Annotated in this window: 2 protein-coding genes and 1 pseudogene; all 3 read right to left on the bottom strand. The window is 40.9% G+C overall.

Annotated features, from left to right (window positions below):
* Positions 1 to 463 precede the first annotated feature (463 nt).
* Positions 464 to 838: pseudogene (locus tag GV764_RS22175) on the bottom strand (transposase); the annotation flags it as partial.
* A 197-nt stretch (positions 839 to 1035) separates the two neighbouring features.
* Positions 1036 to 1575 carry a fimbrial protein gene (locus tag GV764_RS19205; protein WP_161661519.1) on the bottom strand — a complete coding sequence of 180 codons (540 nt, stop codon included), beginning with the start codon at positions 1573 to 1575 and terminating at the stop codon, positions 1036 to 1038.
* Complete coding sequence (locus tag GV764_RS19200) at positions 1572 to 2201, bottom strand: hypothetical protein (protein ID WP_161661518.1); 630 nt, start codon at positions 2199 to 2201, stop codon at positions 1572 to 1574. The genes GV764_RS19205 and GV764_RS19200 overlap by 4 nt, the downstream gene beginning before the upstream one ends.
* Positions 2202 to 2701: the final 500 nt, after the last annotated feature.

Genomic DNA, 2701 nt, shown 5'->3' with positions numbered 1-2701 from the left:
CCAGAAAACCGCACACCCCAACAACTCAACCTTAAAATTATATAAATAAAACAATAAACTACATAATGTAGCAATGCAGAAAACAATACTCTAATTATAAAAAAAACAAATAAACCCACAATTAATCATACAACTTTTTTATATTATCATGACTGTGCTAGTATGTGTTTTATTTTTCTGGCGTTATTATTAAAAAAGACAATTCATTACACTCCCTCGCTCAATAAGTTAATTATTATAAATTTATATGAATAGCATCCTCTACAGAGCGTTCTTTATATAAGAATCTTTGCAAACTGAAATGCAAAATAAAATAATGTGTGACACGCATCTTATTTTTTATAAAAACAAATACACACAAGCAATTCAAAGCAACAAAACAATAAAAATTATACATGTATTTTTAAAATTAACTTTTTTTACGCATCAAACTAGATTTGATCTCCCTGGCCCCTTACGCGTTTAACAGGCTAATAAATAAGGATGCGTTGTCACTGTTTCCACCCATATACCTGACTCTACCTGTACTGCTGTGTTGCGCCCCTGCCAGACAGGACTTTTCATTTTGACCGGGCGTCACCACGTGCTTTTGTTACCCGCACAACTGCCAGCTTGCACCGATTTTGGGAGTGAGGTGAATATCCACTTCATTTTCACAAAAGACCGGATGCCCAGCGCCATACCAACCCGGCAGACGGCAACCAGCGATGCGCCGTTCCGGTGTGCAGCCGATATCCCGTTATCTCATCGATTTTTATTGCCAGTCACTCTGTACTCCAGCGTGAACGCTGATAACCCAATCTCAGGGAGAGGATTTTATCTGTTCACGAAGCATTGAGGTTTATCTATTCCATTCATTCGGTTCTGCCTTCTTCCAGAAAGCAGAACCGTTTATCACGATTAACGCTATTAGTGATTAGAGTAACTAAAAATATCTTCACATAAGGAAGCGACAGAATATTCCTTACATAATTAAAAAATCCAATCCTCTTCAACAAATGTTTTTTTTATTGTATCCCTGTCACATGTAGCCTGTTATTTATAAGTAAGGGTGAAGACGACCTTAGCATTTGCTACCCCTGGTGAAACTACCGCAGCAGTCTGATTATACCTGGCGGCAAGAGGAATACGCACATTAGCACGTCCATCACTGGGCAGATTGATATTCCAGGTTATCCCTTTTTTCCAGATCGTCGTGGGGGATGTCGGTTCAGCATTTATGTTGGTGGAATAACCCAGTTGTATCCCGACGCCCTTCGCGGCATCACTGGCATCACTAGTGCCTGTTACAGCAAAAATCCCGTCGTTGGTTGACAGAAAGTCAGTAAGCGGGTTTAACGAAACAGTAATCATATTTGCGCTAACGGTTCCTCCCGTTGGCGTTCCCCCACCAGTTACCCCTTGCCCATTAGAGTGACCATAAAAGCCAAAAAATGTTGGGCAGTTCTTCAACTGAATTGAGGAATCCACCCAACGAGTTACCGAACCCGGCCCGGTAAACGTTTTTCTAAGATCAAAGTCTCCCAGCGTGATGGTTTGGTCACTTGTGGTACAGGTTGGTACGGTAATATTCATACTCCCGTTAAAGTTAACGCGTAATGTCGTAATGTCGTAATGGGTAAACCTGTATACCCGTTTGTTGCTGCTGCATACGTTATGACGGTCGGGAACGAACTCCCCTGCACACTCACAGAGGTATTAATTGGTCCGGTTTTAACTAAGGAAAAATCAAACTGCCTTTTATATGCCATTACTCCCGCAGTAGTTAAACTATAAGTACCAGACGCCAGAGGTTTATCTAATGAAAAGGTATTGCCTGCATACCAGACCGCGACACCGATACCCGGAACATTTGTTGGATATACCGGCCCGGTCAGATCAGCCATGGAGAGAGAAAAAGCGGGTCCGGAAGGTTGACTACTGACCGACCAGTAATTCGGTACGCTGAACGGTGCATCGCACTGGATGCCAGTAAACGCTGTCTGAAACACGGTTGAACGGTAAAGAGTATTGCCCACTGGCACATCCGCCCCCACCGAAAAATTACCGGCAATGGTAACGGTGAAAACTTCAGGGGTTTGGTTGGCCGCAGAACAATTTATTGCGAACGCTTTCGTGGTCATACTAAACAGCAGCACTGTCGCACAGAAAAACCAGCCTGCAACAAACATTAAGAACCTTTTTTTTAAAAGCATTATCATAATTAACCTGCGTATTGAGAGTAGTAGTCGAGTTTGCTTTTTTCTTTATTGTTACTGACAACGCGTGTTAAATCCGAGAATGCCTCTAACCTCCGAGGCTTTTTTCTCTTACGGGATCTGACAAGCAATAATGCAGCTCTCAGCGCTGCCTGAAACCCTATGAACGTAATATTTCAATGAAGCTATATTTTAGCTCGGTTACTCTTAATCAAAAATTCAATCTTTTCTGAAAAACCAAACGAACAACATATATTTGTTGATCATTACGCAAAGCGCTCTACAATTAATAAATTATTTAATATTTCTGAGGATAAAAATCATCAAGCATAAAGCTTTTTATATTTCAGTTATTTAAGCTCTTTCTCAACCCGCGCGCATCAAATTGTCAGACCTTTCCAGTCGATCTACCCTGAAAGCCACAATAAGAAAATGACCTTTATTTTTCGCGATATGCCAGGACATGGTAATATTTTAATTCTATATATAAAACATCCTACAAT

Source organism: Atlantibacter hermannii (assembly GCF_009907385.1).
Classification (GTDB): Bacteria; Pseudomonadota; Gammaproteobacteria; order Enterobacterales; family Enterobacteriaceae; genus Atlantibacter; species Atlantibacter hermannii_A.
The sequence above is the reverse complement of the archived record's forward strand: the minus strand, read 5'-3'. Positions and strand labels throughout refer to the sequence as shown.